This is a genomic window from Mitsuaria sp. MSU3D, assembly GCF_056867975.1.
This window is the reverse complement of the sequence record NZ_CP200314.1, coordinates 2590675-2604756: the sequence shown is the minus strand read 5'-3', so window position 1 is coordinate 2604756 and position 14082 is coordinate 2590675. Positions and strand designations below refer to the sequence as shown.

The window sequence follows — 14082 nt, the reverse complement described above, 5'->3', positions numbered from 1 at the left end:
GCAGAGACGCAGAGGCGCATTCGCGCGAGCGAAGGCGACAGGTCAGTCGTGGAGTGCTTCGCGTCCGGGACGGAGCGAAGTGCGCATCGGCCGCGAGGCGGCGATCAGGCGACGGCGGGAGGTCCGCGAGCGAGCGAAGGCGCCCACGCGAAGAGTGGGCGCGGCGCGACGAGGAACAGGCGCGGACGCTCGAACTTCAACGCGTCGGGCGGCGTCCATTGCACCGTGGCCGGCGGCAGGTCCGGCGCGCCATGGTGGATGGCGCAATACGGGCAGTCCATCGACGTCTTCATCAGCGTCGGGCTGTCGCGACCCGGATCGACGTTGCCGGCGGCGTCGATCACCACGAGCCTGGCGCCGGTCGCGGAACAGATCTCCGCGAAGGTCGCGCCCTGATGGACCAGCATCGCATGCGACAGCGACGGCAGCATCGCCGCGAGCAGGATCGTGAGACTCACGAGCCATGCCCAGCGCCTGGTCGAAGTCCGCGTTGCATGCATGCGCTGGATTCTATGTTGCAGCGCCATTTGCTTCGAGCGCTGGCAAGTCCTGACCCTTATGGGGGAGGTGACTCCCACCGCATTCCCTCTGAGGAAGGGAGTGCCAGATGTCCTTGATCCAGATCAGAAAACGCAATCGAGATTGGATGGAGCATGGGCACCGGTGTTTCAGAAGCGCCGCGCTTTTGACATCTCGCCCGTCTCTTCGCTCGATCTGAAGTCATGCAGCCAAGGCATGGCTCCGGTTGCTTCAAGCCTGGACGGAAGCCCTTGTCACTCCGTCCGCACTGATGAAAAATTCCCTTGACGGAATATTCCTTTAAGGGAATGATTGAGCTCTTCTCAACTTCAAGAGGTGCGCTATGTGAGGTCCCGTGAATGGAAAAATGATGGACTGGGAAGTAGAAGTTACTGATGAATTTAATGCTTGGTGGGATGAGCTTGGCGACGGGGAGCAGGTGTCAGTTGCTGCCTCCGTTGCTCTCCTTGAGGCACGGGGGCCCAATCTGGGGTTTCCGCACACCTCTGGAATTCATGGCTCTCGACATGAACATATGCGGGAGTTGCGCACCCAGCACGCTGGCCGACCTCTGCGTACGCTATATGCCTTCGACCCTAGGCGAACCGCCATTCTGTTGATCGGCGGTGACAAGACCGGTGATGACAGATGGTATGAAACCATGGTGCCGATCGGCGACGAGCTGTACGACACCCATATTGAGCTACTTCGAAAGGAAGGGCTGATGAAATGAGCAAGAAGTTCAGCGAATTGCGCGCCAAGATGTCGCCTGAAGCGCAGGAACGAGCGGCAACTCAGGCCAAACAGATGTTGGCCGAGATGCCTCTCAATGAACTGCGCCAGGCTCGAGGCTTATCTCAAAAGATGCTGGCTGAAGCGCTGCATGTGCAGCAGCCTGCCATAGCCAAGCTGGAGCAGCGCACCGACATGTACATCTCCTCGTTGCGTGGCCATATCGAGGCAATGGGCGGGCAGTTGGATGTGGTGGCGAGATTCCCTGATGGCTCTGTGAAGATCACCAACTTCGGTGGACTCAAGGCCGCAGAGCGTCCCTAGCGCGCTGACCTGTGCCACGTGGGAAGACTCCACAGGAGGCAAGGAAGCCGTGGCCGCCACCTCGGTGCAGATAAGTTCGCCGATTCCGTCGGGGGACTGAGTTCTCAATACGTCTTGTACGGCAGGAACTTCCCGCTCATCACGATGCTGACGCGGTCGCCCTTCGGGTCGGGCTCGCGCTGCAGGTCCATGCGGAAGTCGATCGCGCTCATGATGCCGTCGCCGAATTCCTCGTGGATCAGCTCCTTGAAGGTCGTGCCGTAGACGCTGATCAGCTCGTAGAAGCGGTAGATCAGCGGATCGGTCGGGACCGACGTCGGCAGGCTGCCTTTGTAGGGCACGACCTTGAGCCACTGCGTCTCCGCCTCGGTGAGGTCGAAGAGGCCCGCCAGCGTCGCGGCCTGCGCGTCGTCGAAGGTCATCTGGCCCAGGCAGCCGGCCGTGACCCATTCCTTGCTCAGGCCGACGGCCTCGGCCACGTCGGACCACTTCAGGCCCTTGGCCACCTTGGTGGCGATGATCTTTTCGGTGACGTCGAGTCGGCTCATGGGATGCTCCTTGGAGGGGTGACGGGATGGCTGCGCTCCACCAGGAAATCCATCAGGTGGTTGCGCATCGGGTAGTACTGCGGGTCGTGATGCAGCGTGGCGCGCTGGCGCGAGCGGGGCATCGTGTTGACGACGATCTCCGCGACCCGCGCGTGCGGGCCGTTCGACATCAGCATCACGCGGTCGGCCAGCAGGATGGCCTCGTCGACGTCGTGCGTGATCATGAAGACCGTCTGCCGCGTCGCGGCGCAGATCTTGAGCAGCTCGTCCTGGATCGTGCCGCGCGTCAGCGCATCCAGCGCGCCGAAGGGCTCGTCGAGCAGCAGCATCCGCGGCTCGATCGCGAAGGCCCGTGCGATACCCACGCGTTGCTTCATGCCGCCGGAGAGCTGGCTCGGCTTCTTGTCGAGCGCCGGCGTCAGGCTGACCAGGGCGACGTACTTGCGGACCTGCTCGTCGACCTGCGTCTTCGACCAGTCCGGCCACTTGCTGCGGACCGCGAAGGCGATGTTCTGCCGCACCGTCAGCCAGGGCATCAACGCATGCCCCTGGAAGACGACGCCGCGATCGAGGCCGGGGCCGGCGACCTCGCGGCCGTCGACGATCACGTGGCCCTCGCTGGCCTGCTCCAGTCCGGCGAGCGTGTTCAGGATCGTCGTCTTGCCGCAGCCGCTGTGGCCGACGATGCAGACGAACTCGCCCTGGCGCAGCGTGAAGTCCACGTCCTCGAAGATGGTCGTGTCGCCGTAGCGCTTGGCCAGGCCCTCGACACGCACCAGCACCGGTGCCGCATCGACTGCCGCCGCGGCGCCCTGTTCCAGCGGATCAATCCGCATACGTCACCGCCTTCTGCGCGCGGGCGAAGAGCCCGTCCAGCGCCATGCCCACGAGGCCGATCACGAGGATCGCGAAGATCACGTTGGGCAGGCTGAGGTTGTTCCACTCGTTCCAGACGAAGTAGCCGATGCCGGTGCCGCCGACCAGCATCTCCGCCGCGACGATCACCAGCCAGGCGATGCCCATGCTGATGCGCATGCCGGTCAGGATGGTGGGCGCGGCGGCGGGCAGGATCACCTCGAAGGCGCGGCGCAGCGGCCGGACCTCCAGCGTGCGCGCGACGTTGAGCCACTCCTTGCGCACGCCGGCGACGCCGAAGGCCGTGTTGATCAGCATCGGCCAGACGCTGCAGATGAAGATCACGAAGATGCCGCTCGCCGCCGAATCCTTGATCGTGTAGAGCGCCAACGGCATCCACGCCAGCGGCGAGATCGGCTTGAGCACCTGGATGAAGGGATCGAGCGCGCGGTGGACCAGCGGGCTCATCCCGATCGCGAAGCCCAGCGGGATCGCGACGAGGGCCGCGAGCAGATAACCCAGCGCCACCCGCCCCAGCGAGTACGCCAGCTGCAGGCCGATGCCCTTGTCGTTGGGGCCCTTGTCGTAGAACGGATCGGCGAGGTGATGGACGACGGTCGCGCCCATCTGCGCGAGCGTCGGGAAGCCGCTCTTGGCCGCCACGGCGGAGGCGCCGCTGCCGCCCGCGTCGGCGGGCACGGGCTTGCCCATCAGCCTGGCGTATTCGATCTGCTCGGCCGTCATCGCCGGGCCCGCGGTGGACGCCGCGGACGAGGCGGTCCCCGTGCCCATCGTCGCCAGGTGCCAGATGCCCAGCACCAACCCGAGCATCAGCAGCGAGAGCAGGGCGGCGCGCGCGTTCAGCGAAGTCATCGCGGCTCCCGCTCAGGCGCGCTTGATCGCGAAGCCGGCCACGTAGGCATCGGGCTGCGCGGGGTCGAAGGTCTTGCCCATGACGCTGAACTTCGGATACGCGCCGTCCGGCACGGCCTGGTCGAGCGCCTTCATCTGCTTCTTCGCGTCGGTGAGCAGGAAGACCTTCTCCGCGATCTGCTTGTAGTTCACGTCGCCCTTCAGGTAGCCCCAGCGCTTCATCTGCGTGAGCATCCACACGGCCATGCTCTGCCAGGGGATGGGGTCGAAGTCGGCGCGGTCCGGCACGACCCGCACGTTGCCCAGGCCGTCGGCGAACTTGCCGGTCAGCACCTGCGCGATGACCGTCTCCGGCTGGTTCAGGTAGGCCTGCGGTGCGATGACCTTGGCGATGAGCTCGCGGTTGCGCGCCTCCCGCGCCATCGCGGCCGAGGTCAGCACCGCGCGGTACAGCGCGGCGAAGGTGTTGGGGTTCTTCTGGATGAACTCGGTGCTGGTGCCGAAGGCGCAGCAGGGATGGCCGTTCCACAGTTCCTTGGAGAGGATGTGGATGAAGCCGACCTCCTCGAACACGGCGCGCTGGTTGAACGGATCCGGGCCGAGGAAGCCGTCGATGTTGCCGGCGCGCAGGTTGGCCACCATCTCCGGCGGCGGCACGACGCGGATCTGGATGTCGCGGTCGGGATCGAGGCCCGCTTCCGCCACGTAGTAGCGCAGCAGGAAGTTGTGCATCGAGTACTCGAAGGGCACGGCAAATTTGAAGCCCTTCCACGACTTCGGGTCGCGCTTGTCCTTGTGCTTCATCGCCAGCGTGATCGCCTGGCCGTTGGTGTTCTGGATCGTCGCCACGTTCATCGGCGTGGCCGTCGCGCCCAGGCCCAGGCTGATCGCCAGCGGCATCGGGCTGAGGAAGTGCGTGGCGTCGTACTCCTTGTTGATCATCTTGTCGCGGATCAGCGCCCAGCCCGCGGTCTTCACGACCTCGACGTTCAGTCCCTGCTTGCTGTAGAAGCCCAGCGGGTGCGCCATGATCAGCGGCGTCGCGCAGGTGATCGGGATGAAGCCGATCTTGAGGTCCTTCTTCTCCAGCGCGCCGCGCTCCTGCGCCATCGCCTGCAGCGGCGCGATGGGCAGCACGCTGCCGATCGCGGCCATCGCGCTGCCGCGACCGACCGCGCGCAGGAAGCGGCGTCGCAGCGCGTCCTGCGGGAACAGCGCCTTCACCAACGCGGCCTCGACGAACTGGTTGGACTCGGCCTCGATGTCGGTCGTGTCCATCGCGTCGGCGCGTTGGCGCAGCGTCGCCGCAGCGCGGTCGCGGTCCAGCTCGCGGACATGCTCCGCCTCGCTGCCATGGCGTCCGCAGGCGCAGCGCATCAGCAGCGGGCGATCGGCGTCGTAAGGGTCGTGGCGGAGGTCGCTCATCGCTGCTTTCCAGGTCGGTGGACGGATGCATCCACTCTAGGAAAGCGCGACGGATCACGGCATCGTGCGCGCCGTGGTTCTGATGTAGGGCTGGAACTACACGACCGCGGGCGAGCCGTCCTCGGCCGCCGACAGGATCATCCGCACATACGCGAGCGCGTCGTGCGCGCCGCTGGTCACCGGGCGGCCGTTGATGATCAGCCCGGGGACCGCGTTCAGGCCCTGGCTGCGAGCACGTCGTTCGTCGGCTTCCACTTCGGACAGCCGCGACAGTGACCGCGTCACGGCACCCGGCGCCATGCCGGAGGCCGCCGCGATCTTCTCGAGCACGGTGTCGTCGCCGATGTCCTGCCCCTCGCTGAAGTAGGCGACGAACAGCGCCTCGACGAGGCGCGTCTGCAGAGCGGGTCCGCCCTCGACAAGCGCCTGGCGGACCAGCAGATGCCCGGCCAGCGTGTGGGACGTGCGCGTCTGCAGGTCGTACCGGAAGACCGCGCCCACGGCACTGCCGGCGGCCATCGCGCGGCTGTCCATCGCGACGGCGGCCTCCCAGCTGCCGAAACGCGCGCTGCGGAAAGTCTTGCGATCCATGCCCGCCTTGGGCAGCGTCGGATTGAGCTGGAAGGGCAGCCATTCGACCTGGACCGCGACGCCCTGGTCCTGCAGGACGTTCAGCGCCTTGTCCAGGTGCCGCTTCCCGATGAAACACCAGGGACAGATGATGTCGAACACCACTTGAACGTGGATCGCTTGCTGCTTGTCGGATGCCATGTCGGCCCTCTGTGGTCAGTGTCGCGGCATGCTATCGAGGGCTCCCCGGAGGCGGGAGCCGCGATCACTGCACAGCGGGTGAGCGAAAACGCACGGCGCCGCCGTCGACGTGATCGGGCGGTCCCGCTACGGCGCCAGCAGCTCGCGCCGGACGGCGAAGAGCGTCAGCTCCACGTCGTTGCGCACGCCGGTCTTCTCGAGGATGCGGGCGCGGTAGGTCGACACGGTGTTGGAGGACAGCACCAGCTGCTCCGCGATCTCGCCGACGCTGCGTCCCGCGACCAGCATCTGGAAGACCTGGTGCTCGCGGTGCGATAGCACCTCATGCAACGGCACCGTGTCGTCCGCGGCGAAGCCGTCGCCGATGGCAGCGGCCAGATGCTCGGCGACGCTGGGCGTGATGAAGCGGCGGCCCCGGGCGACGGTGCGCACGGCGTCGATCATCTGCTCGCTGTCCGCGCTCTTGTTGAGGTAGCCCGCCGCGCCCAGCTTGAGGCTGCGCACCGCGTACTGTCGGTCCGGATAGGTCGAGAGCATCAGCACCGGCAGCTTGGGGAACTCGCTCCGGAGCGCCTTGAGGATGTCGAGCCCGTCGCGCTGCGGCATGGCGATGTCCAGCAGCACGACGTCGGGGCCCGAGCCGGCCGCCGCTCCCGCGCGGACCTGCTGGATCGCCTCCGGTCCGTTGGCGGCCTCGCCCATCACGCGCAGGTCGCTGGCCTCGGCGAGGATCTGCTTGATGCCTTCGCGCACGATGCGGTGGTCGTCGCAGATCAGCACGCGGATCGTCATGACGGCGCTCCTTCGCGCCGTGGCGCTTCCCGCCCCGGCTCGTGGCGCCGCATCTCTTCCAACGGCGCGCCTTCCAGGGGCATGACCAGCCGCACCGTCGTGCCGCGCCCGGGCGCGCTGGCGATGCCGAGCAGGCCGCCGAACTGCGCCGCGCGCTCGCGCATGCCGAGCACGCCGTAGCTGCGCGCGTCGTTGAGCGCCTCGTCCGGCGCGCCGATGCCGTCGTCGCTGACCTGGAGGTAGAGCACGGGCTGCGGCGGCGCGTCGACGTCGATCCGGATGTCGACGCGCGATGCCTGCGCGTGGCGCGCGACGTTGGACAGCACCTCCTGGAAGATCCGGAACACCGCGATCGCCAGGCCGCCTTCGGGCGGAGCGACATCGGCGGCGACGAAGATGCGGAAGCGCACCTCGCGCTCGTCGCTGCCGGCGAGCTGGAACTCCTGCGCCTGCCATTCCAGCGCGGCCCACAGGCCCTGGTGGTCGAGGATGCTCGGGCGGAGGTCCGTGATGATGCGGCCCACGGCATCGACGGCCGTGTCGACGAGGCCGCCCATGCGGTGGCACTTCGCCACCATCGCGGCGCGCTGGCCTTCGTCGCCGACGCGGCGCTCCAGCCAGTTGACGTCCATCTTCAGCGCGACCAGCAGCGAGCCGAGTTCATCGTGGATCTCGCGCGCGATGCGCTTGCGTTCGGTCTCGCGGACGGCCTCGAGGTGATGCGCGAGCTCGCGCAGCTGCGAGGTCCGCTCGGCGACGCGTCGTTCGAGCTGATCGTGGCTGGCGCGCAGCAGCTCTTCCGCGTGCTTGCGCTTGGAGATGTCGACGAAGGTGACCACGGCGCCCTGGACCTGGCCGTGCTCGAAGAGCGGGTAGCTCGAGTACTCGGCCGGGAAGGCGCTGCCGTCGGCGCGCCAGAGCACCTCGTCGTCGATGCGGCAGGGATCGCCGCGGCGGAAGGCGTTGAAGATCGGGCAGTCGCACTCGCGGTAGTCGCTGCCGTCGCCATGCGAGTGGTGGATCAGCGCATGCATGTTGCGCCCGAGCACCTCGTCGGTGCGCCAGCCCAGCGTGTCGCAGGCGGCGCGATTCACGAAGGTGCATCGGCCGTCCATGTCGATGCCGAAGATGCCCTCGCCGGTGCTGGCCAGCAGCAAGGCGAGCCGGCGCGCGGCCTCGTCCGGCGAGGCTTGATCGACGGCATCGGCGGAAGCGGGCAGGGCGGTCGACGTGGACATGCCCCGCGTGAGTGCAAGGGATGTGCCACGTCGGGCCGCCGTGCGCACTCAAGCGCGGCGCAGCTTCACCGACGGGAAGTCGACCGGCACCGCGAAGGCGACGTTCACATAGTTGGTGAACAGGTTCAGCGCGACGTGCGCCAGGATCTCGACGATGGCGCCGTCGTCGAAGCCGACGTCGCGCAGCGACTGCACGTCGGCGTCGTCGACCTGGGCGCGGTCGCTGACGACCTTCAGCGCGAAGCGCAGCGCGGCGGCGGTCTTCGGATCGGCGGACTCGCCCATCTGCGCGGCGGCCATCTCATCGGCGCTGGCGCCCGCCTTGCGGCCGAGCGCGGTGTGCGCGGCCAGGCAGTACTCGCAGGCGTTGCGATCGGCGATGGCGACGGCGATCTGCTCGCCCAGCTTCGCGGGGATCACGCCGCCGCCCAGGGCGCCGAAGCTGCCCCACAGGCTCTTGATCGCGGCGGGCGAGTTGGCCACGGCGCGGAACATCGCCGGCGTGGCGCCGAAGGCGGCCTGGATCTGATCGAGCGCGACCTTGGCGTCGCCTTGGGCTTGCTTGGGATCGACGAGGGCGACGCGGGACGTGGTGGACATGATGATTCCTTTCGATGGTGGATGACGGGGGCTGTGTCAGGCAGCGTCTGGTGTTGGCTGCCGGACGTCAGTGTGGTCCTCGCAGGAGTACCATTGGCCGCGTTTCATCCATCAAACGCATCCAAACGTCCATGGCTGCCAAGTTCGCGTCCTCTGCCGGTGCGTCCCCCATAGCGACCACCAAGGCGCCCCCCGCATCGACGGCGTCGCTCCCGCCGATCGACCGGCTGTCCTCGCTGCTGGAGCATTTCCGCGTGCGTGCGCGGCTGTTCCACGTCGGGCCGCTGTGCGGGGTCAACCCGTTCGATCCGCTGCCGGGCCGGGGCTTCCTGCATGTGATGAAGCGCGGCGAGATGGAGCTCCGCCACCCGGCCAGCGCCGGCCTGCCGCGCAAGCTGCGCGTGGACGAGCCCTCGCTGCTCTTCTATCCGCGACCGGTCGCGCACGAGTTCCGCAACCCGCCGCGCGAGGGGTCCGACTTCACCTGCGCGGAGCTGGAGTTCGACGGCGGCCCGCTCAATCCGCTGGTGCGCGCGCTGCCGCCGCTGGTGCTGCTGCCGCTGGCGCGCGTGGAGGGGCTGGAGATGTCCTTGCAGCTGCTGTTCGCGGAGACCGAGCGGCTGCGCTGCGGTCAGCGCGTGCTGGCGGACCGGCTGTTCGAGGTCGTGCTGATCCAGCTGCTGCGCTGGCTCATCGACCACCCGGCGGAGGCGGGCGTGCAGCCGGGGCTGGTGACGGGCCTGTCGGATCCGCGCGTCGCGCTCGCGCTGGCGGCGGTCCACGAGGCGCCGGGCGAGCCGTGGTCGCTGGAGCGCATGGCGGCCCGCGCGGGCATGTCGCGCAGCGCATTCGCGGCGCGCTTCCGCGAGCTGGTGGGGCAGGCGCCGGCGGCGTACCTCGCCGATTGGCGGCTGAGCCTTGCGCAGGAGCAACTGCGACTGGGGCGCTCGATCAAGCAGATCGCCGACCAGCTCGGCTACGCAAACGCTTCGGCGCTGTCGCGCGTCTTCACGCAGCGGGTGGGGCGATCGCCGCGGGAATGGCGGCAGGGGATGGTGGCGCAGGGCGAGTCGAGCGCTTCTTCTTGAGACTTGCGTCCCCAGCCGACGGTGGAGCGTGGGCTTTGGGCTAGGCTTGCGGGCATGGATCTGCAGACGCTCATCGATACCGTGTATGAGGACCTTGATGCCTGCGTGAGCTCGGTGTCATTGGACGAGTCGGGCGACCTTCGCCTGCACATCGAGTACGACAGTTTCGTTGGGCCTGAAGAAGCGCAACGCGTCGAACTCAGGTGCCTGCGGCCCAAGGAATTCAATGTCACTGCGGGCTGCTTCAGATCGATTGATCAGTTCAAGGAACACGTGCTGCTGGCTGACCATCACGGACCGCAGTCGCAGATATTCTTTTCCTCTGCGCCGACATCGCCGGAAGAGGTGTTCTATCTGGCCCACGCCATGCTCACAAAGGAGTTCGGGCATTGGCGCGATCCAGCGACGTATCTGAACGGTCCACCCGAGCAACTGCGAAGGCACCTGGCTGGCGGCTACGGATTGCTGGCCCGCGGCCCCCGTTTCGCGATGGACGCGCTGGCTGCCGCCGTCGATCCACTCTTGACCGTCAAGACAATCGAGTCACATTCGCTGCAAAGCTCCGTCATGGTTTTGATACTCGACCGTCAATTCGTGATCTGCGAATCGGTCGAGGTTCTGCGCGGGGACCACTGATCGTGTCGCTGCAGCAGAGCGTCCAGCAACAGAGCGAGGAGTGCCGCTTCTGCCACATGGAGATCGCGCCGGATCCGGTCATCGAAGAGATCGCGCGCGAAGGCTTCGCGATCATCGATCGTCCTGACGGTCCCAGTCCTCCGTCCCTGCGCCTTCAGCCCCTCACACGCGGCGCGCAGCAGCGCGGTGGCTACCGAAGTCGATCCCCGAGTTTGGCGGACGGCAGGATTCGCTGACCTGAATTTGCGCGACAAGCCAGCCTCGGAGACGAAGCATGATCCGGGTATGACGATAAGCAGATTTGCACACGTCTTCCTGGCCAGCCTCCTGGCGGTGGGAACCCTGTGTGCCGCGGCCGCCGATGCGATCCGCATCCCGTTCAAGAGCGCCACGCCGGCCACCTTGTACGACGTCGCGCGGGAGAGGAGAGACCGGTGGCCCGTCACGGAGGTCTGGGGAGACCTCAGCTTGCCGGCCGGCACGAACGGCCCGATCCCGGCCGTCGTTCTCGCTCATGGCAGCGACGGCGTCACGCCGAGCCTCGCCCAGTGGGTGAATCTCTTCAATGACCTGGGTGTCGCCACGTTGGTCGTCGACAGCTTTGGCCCCCGCGGCGTGTCATCGACCGCCGCGGACCAGACATCAGTGCCTGCTGCTGCGAACCTCATGGATTCGTTTGCGGCGCTGCAACTGTTGGCTCACGATCCCCGGATCGACGCCACGCGCATCGGCATCATGGGGTTTTCGCGCGGTGGGACGGTGGCGTTTCAAACCGCTCAGCGGCCGTTCCTTCGAGCCGCCGTCAAAGGCGGGGAGACATTCGCCTTCCACATCGCTGCGTACGCGGGCTGTTTGCAGATCTACACCTCGCAGGACGTGACGCTGGCACCGCTGCTCAATCTCGTCGGCGCAGCGGACGACTACACCCATCCAGAGCCGTGCGAAGCCTTGGCTGCCGAGTACGCGGCCCTGGGAACACCGGTGAAGAGCATCCGTTACGAAGGCGCCCACCATGCCTGGGACAGCCTGCTTCCGGTGCGATGGCTCCCGAACGCCACCAGCGGGTACGCCTGCGGTGTCGTGCGGACCGACATACCCAGCTGGACCGTGACGGCCCTGCGCACCGGCGCCACTATCCCGACCGCGGACGTCGCGGCGTTCTACAGCAGCTGCGTCACGAGAGGTGCGCATGTCGGGCGCAACGCCGCAGCCTTCGAAGCGTCGCGCAAGGACGCTGCGCGCTTCGTCCTGGACCTTCTTTCCGCCCCGGGAAGATGACCAATCCTCGGTCCAGCCGCAGGTGCCCCGGCCAGCAGGCAAGGAATTTGCCGCCCTTGCCGTCTGGAGACGTTCCTGAAGCAGTTTTCAGACGGCCCGGCTCCAGCGGATCAGATGATGCGAAGACGCATCGCCACGGACGCCATTGATCGGACACCGGCCTTGTGGTCGACTGAGCTTCTGGGGGAAATCTTCCGATGCTTGACAAGCCTGCTGTACTCCACGGTCGATGCGCTTGCGGTCGCGTCGAGTTCGCGGCGCACGCGCTGAGCACGACGGCCTGCGTGTGCTACTGCGATACCTGCCGCCACGCGTCTGGTGGCGCAGGCATTGCGTGGGTCGCGGTGGATGAAGCGTCCTTGCGCATCAATGGAAATGCGACCTCGTGGCACTCCCGCGAGGGATTGCGGCGCTTCTGCGGTTGCTGTGGCAGTCAGCTCTTCGCAGTGGACCATCCAAGGTCGAGCACCTTTCAGGTCACCGTCGGCTCTCTGACCAACGATGAACTCATTGTGGGAACTCAAAGCGCCTCGGCGGAAACCCGCCGACGATGGGACGCCACGCACACCCTACGCTCCCGTAGCGAGGAGGTCTCGGTTGAGCAGGTCGTCTCAGCTCAACCACCGGACTTGCCGCAGGCGGGCGCGCGCTTCGACAACCTTCTCGCGAACGCGCCCGATGCGTTCGTGACGATAGACCCCAAGGGGCTCATCTCCGACTGGAGCCGACGCGCCCAGGAGACTTTTGGATGGAGCTACGCCGAAGCCATCAGACAACCGTTGCACGAACTCATCATCCCGCCCGAACATCGGTCCGCCCATGTACGAGGCCTCTCGCGCTTGCAACTGACCGGTCATGGACCTGTGCTGGGTCGGCGTTTCGAGGTGGACGCCCTTCGCAAGGACGGCAGCAGAATTCCCGTGGAGCTGTACGTGGCACCCATGAGCATGAATGGTGGCATGGGAGCAACCGCGTTTCTGAGAGACCTCAGCGCGCAGCGCGCCGCGCAAGCGAGGGCGGAAGCCGAGGTCCGCTCCACGACATCGTTGCTGCAGCGCACTGGAGAACTGGCATCCGTAGGAGCGTGGGTCGTCGACCTGGTCGCCGAGCGCATCACGTGGTCACCGGTCGCCAGGCAGATTCATGGGGTCGACGACGCGTTTGAACCCACGGCCCAGAGTGTCGCGAAGTTCTATTCGTACGAAGCGCTGAAGACCCTGCAGGCCGCCTTCAAGCGGGGTGTGGAGACTGGAGAACGCTGGGCACTCGAACTTCCCATCGTCACCGGCGATGGCGAGGCACGTTGGGTGCGCGCCATTGGCGACACTGAGTTCGATGCGAACGGCTCCGCGATTCGGGTCGTGGGCGCCGTCCAGGACATCACCGAACACAAGCGGCTGGAGGAAAGGATCGCGGCCAACGAGCAGTTCATGCGCAGCATCACCGACAACTTGCCTGTTCGTATCGGATATCTTGACCCGCAGGGGCGTTACCGATTTTCCAACCGCGCCAACTGCGAGCGTCTGCGGGCTGCGCGGGAGATGGTCCTGGGCCGGACTCGCGTCGAACTGTTGGGGCACAAAGGGAACGAGGCCGGCACTGCTCATCTCGATGCGGCGCTCAAGGGCATTCGTCAGCGGTTCGAGCAGACGGAGAGGGTGGATGGAAAGCTCGTTCACACGGAGAGCCAGCTCATCCCCGATCTCAACAGCGCGGGCGAAGTGCAGGGCATCTTCACCATTGGCGTCGACATCACCGAGCGCAAAGCCGCAGAAGAATCGCTGCGTGTACTGACTCAGATCTTTGATGCCACGCCGGACTACGTTGTCCAGGCAGATCGAGATGGACGCGTGACCTACATGAATCCTGCCGTGCGCAGGGCTGTGGACATTGCCGTCGACGCCGACATATCGAAGTACAGCTTCCTGGACTTCAATACGCCCGAGACCACCAGGCGATACAGAGCCGAGATCATCCCGGAGGTGCTTGCCCGAGGCGTGTGGATCGGCGAGACGTCCGTGGTCGTTGCGTCAGGCGTCATCCCCGTCAACCATATGGTTCTGGCTCACAGCGATGCGTCCGGGGAGGTCGTTCGTTACTCATCGGTCATGCGCGACATCTCGCAGGTGGCGGGACGCGCTCACCGGACTGGCCAACCGCCAGGGCCTTGAGTCCTTCCTGCGCAGCATTCCGCCAACGCAGGTCAGGGGCACCGCCATGCGCTACGTGGACCTCGCCGCCAAGTCGCGCCACCCAAGGTGGCCTGACCGATTCGAAACGTTGGCCGAGGGTCGGCGCGGACAGGGCATCGATCTTGCCCGTTCTATCCATCACGCAACGATCCAGACCGTCGCACTGGCCGGGACGCGATTGCCGCGAGACATCAGCGTTCGAAGGATCCCA

16 protein-coding genes are annotated in these 14082 nt (G+C 66.4%); 7 read left to right on the top strand and 9 right to left on the bottom strand.

The annotated features are described in order from the left end of the window. Positions 1 to 104 precede the first annotated feature (104 nt). Positions 105 to 458, bottom strand: a complete 354-nt coding sequence (locus AC1VNM_RS11450; protein ID WP_483107005.1) for a DUF2946 domain-containing protein — start codon at positions 456 to 458, stop codon at positions 105 to 107. A 431-nt stretch (positions 459 to 889) separates the two neighbouring features. On the opposite strand from AC1VNM_RS11450, the gene AC1VNM_RS11445 reads away from it, so the two are divergent. Both AC1VNM_RS11445 and AC1VNM_RS11440 read left to right on the top strand, forming a co-directional pair. Then, positions 890 to 1252 (top strand): type II toxin-antitoxin system RelE/ParE family toxin, encoded by a 363-nt coding sequence (locus tag AC1VNM_RS11445; RefSeq protein WP_483109263.1) that lies wholly within the window; start codon positions 890 to 892, stop codon positions 1250 to 1252. After that, the gene (locus AC1VNM_RS11440) at positions 1249 to 1575 is read left to right on the top strand and encodes an XRE family transcriptional regulator (protein ID WP_483107004.1); all 327 of its coding nucleotides are present in this window, start codon (positions 1249 to 1251) and stop codon (positions 1573 to 1575) included. The genes AC1VNM_RS11445 and AC1VNM_RS11440 overlap by 4 nt, the downstream gene beginning before the upstream one ends. 104 nt (positions 1576 to 1679) lie before the next feature. Here the strand turns inward: AC1VNM_RS11440 and cynS are convergent, their stop codons facing one another. From cynS to AC1VNM_RS11400, 8 genes are all read right to left on the bottom strand, one after another. Continuing rightward, a complete protein-coding gene (gene cynS, locus AC1VNM_RS11435; protein WP_377153793.1) occupies positions 1680 to 2123 on the bottom strand; it encodes a cyanase in 444 nt (147 codons plus the stop codon). Then, positions 2120 to 2959: an ABC transporter ATP-binding protein gene (locus tag AC1VNM_RS11430; RefSeq protein ID WP_377153795.1), complete on the bottom strand. Its 840-nt coding sequence runs from the start codon at positions 2957 to 2959 to the stop codon at positions 2120 to 2122. The genes cynS and AC1VNM_RS11430 overlap by 4 nt, the downstream gene beginning before the upstream one ends. After that, positions 2949 to 3851, bottom strand: coding sequence for a nitrate ABC transporter permease (gene ntrB, locus AC1VNM_RS11425; RefSeq protein WP_483107003.1), 903 nt, complete (start codon positions 3849 to 3851; stop codon positions 2949 to 2951). Before ntrB ends, AC1VNM_RS11430 begins: the two co-directional genes overlap by 11 nt. A 12-nt stretch (positions 3852 to 3863) precedes the next feature. Beyond that, positions 3864 to 5276, bottom strand: a complete 1413-nt coding sequence (locus AC1VNM_RS11420; protein WP_483107002.1) for a CmpA/NrtA family ABC transporter substrate-binding protein — start codon at positions 5274 to 5276, stop codon at positions 3864 to 3866. Between the two features lie 96 nt (positions 5277 to 5372). Further along, on the bottom strand, positions 5373 to 6047 hold the full coding sequence (locus AC1VNM_RS11415; protein ID WP_483107001.1) for a DsbA family oxidoreductase: 675 nt from the start codon (positions 6045 to 6047) through the stop codon (positions 5373 to 5375). 126 nt (positions 6048 to 6173) lie between these two features. Next, the gene (locus tag AC1VNM_RS11410) at positions 6174 to 6839 is read right to left on the bottom strand and encodes a response regulator (protein ID WP_377153804.1); all 666 of its coding nucleotides are present in this window, start codon (positions 6837 to 6839) and stop codon (positions 6174 to 6176) included. Next, positions 6836 to 8077 (bottom strand): sensor histidine kinase, encoded by a 1242-nt coding sequence (locus AC1VNM_RS11405; RefSeq protein WP_483107000.1) that lies wholly within the window; start codon positions 8075 to 8077, stop codon positions 6836 to 6838. The genes AC1VNM_RS11410 and AC1VNM_RS11405 overlap by 4 nt, the downstream gene beginning before the upstream one ends. A 48-nt stretch (positions 8078 to 8125) precedes the next feature. Next, positions 8126 to 8677: a carboxymuconolactone decarboxylase family protein gene (locus tag AC1VNM_RS11400; RefSeq protein ID WP_431104312.1), complete on the bottom strand. Its 552-nt coding sequence runs from the start codon at positions 8675 to 8677 to the stop codon at positions 8126 to 8128. Between the two features lie 131 nt (positions 8678 to 8808). Here AC1VNM_RS11400 and AC1VNM_RS11395 point away from each other — a divergent pair, with 131 nt between their 5' ends. The 5 genes from AC1VNM_RS11395 (at position 8809) to AC1VNM_RS11375 (ending at position 13850) form a co-directional block, all read left to right on the top strand. Then, positions 8809 to 9765 (top strand): cupin domain-containing protein, encoded by a 957-nt coding sequence (locus tag AC1VNM_RS11395; protein ID WP_483106999.1) that lies wholly within the window; start codon positions 8809 to 8811, stop codon positions 9763 to 9765. 54 nt (positions 9766 to 9819) lie between these two features. Beyond that, the gene (locus tag AC1VNM_RS11390) at positions 9820 to 10401 is read left to right on the top strand and encodes a hypothetical protein (RefSeq protein WP_483106998.1); all 582 of its coding nucleotides are present in this window, start codon (positions 9820 to 9822) and stop codon (positions 10399 to 10401) included. Positions 10402 to 10403: 2 nt separating this feature from the next. Further along, entirely contained in the window at positions 10404 to 10637 is a 234-nt protein-coding gene (locus AC1VNM_RS11385; protein WP_483106997.1) for a DUF2024 family protein, read from the top strand. Positions 10638 to 10644: 7 nt separating this feature from the next. Then, positions 10645 to 11679, top strand: a complete 1035-nt coding sequence (locus AC1VNM_RS11380) for a dienelactone hydrolase family protein (RefSeq protein WP_483106996.1) — start codon at positions 10645 to 10647, stop codon at positions 11677 to 11679. A gap of 197 nt (positions 11680 to 11876) precedes the next feature. After that, entirely contained in the window at positions 11877 to 13850 is a 1974-nt protein-coding gene (locus AC1VNM_RS11375; RefSeq protein WP_483106995.1) for a PAS domain S-box protein, read from the top strand. The last annotated feature ends 232 nt before the right edge of the window (positions 13851 to 14082 follow it).